The 1012-nt window shown below is 60.0% G+C and carries 1 pseudogene; it reads right to left on the reverse strand.

Features of this window, described 5'->3' with window-relative positions:
* Positions 1 to 235 precede the first annotated feature (235 nt).
* A pseudogene (locus FTU50_RS15320) lies at positions 236 to 1012 on the reverse strand (IS91-like element ISVsa3 family transposase); the annotation flags it as partial.

The following is a 1012-nucleotide window of genomic DNA, read 5'->3' on the forward strand; positions in this document are numbered from 1 at the left end:
ACGTATAGGAAGAATAAACGCCCTTTTCACCCAAGTCCAACAGCTTTGGACCGCAGTTGACTCTTTCGACACCCCTGCGATGCAACCCAATCCGGCTGACGGGGAGCCAGCAACGCTGAAAATTTACCCTCCTCTTTCCCACTAGCGGCTCCTTTTCCGACAACCAGCACGGCGGATCCCTGCCGCGGCGCTGTGAACGCAGCATTTTGATTGGTATCGTTGGCCTTCAGGCTCGTCAGTCAAACAGACCCAGGAGCAGCTCAGCCGGTGGCGCCCGGCTTTCGGGTAACGCCCTGGTCCCGCTGGTTTCGGCTTTGTGCTTCAGGTGATCAAGGATCTGCTTGATCACTATAGGGTCTTCAATGCAGGCGATGACTTTCATGGCGCCGCCGCAGCCGCTGCAGGTCTCGATGTCGATATTGAAAACACGCTTGAGCCGTTGCGCCCATGTCATCGACGCTCGCCGTTGTGCTGGTGTTGCCGGTTCATCAGCCACCCTGACCTTGTTGCCCCTGCCCCGTTTTGCCGGCGTGACCAACGCCCGGTGCCGACTGTTGGGTGCGAACACCCCGTGGAAGCGGGTTAGGTTGACTCTGGGCTTCGGTACCAGGGCGGCCAGCCTTGCAATGAAATCCAATGGTTCGAAAATGACGTGCGTGGTGCCGTCCCGGTACGGCGTCTTGAGCTGGTAGCGCACGTTGCCGCCTCGTGTTAACGACAGCCGCTTCTCGGATACCGCCGGGCGGCTGATGTACCGGCACAGCCGTTCGAGCTTCTTGCGTTCATCGGCCCTGGCCGCCACGCCGGCGTGCAGGCTGGACCCGGCTACCTTGCCAATCCCGTCACCGAACGGATCACCACTGGTCGGCAGAGTTTGCAAAGTGAACACCTTTCGCCCCGCCTGTGAACCGACAGCGATACGGTAAGTGATCGAGTGCCCCAGCAGGGGTGTCATCGGGTCGTCATCCACCGCATCCGAGGCCAGATAGCTGTTTTCGACATCCCGTTCCAG

It is taken from the genome of Acinetobacter sp. YH12112, from assembly GCF_013418945.1.
Classification (GTDB): domain Bacteria; phylum Pseudomonadota; class Gammaproteobacteria; order Pseudomonadales; family Moraxellaceae; genus Acinetobacter; species Acinetobacter indicus.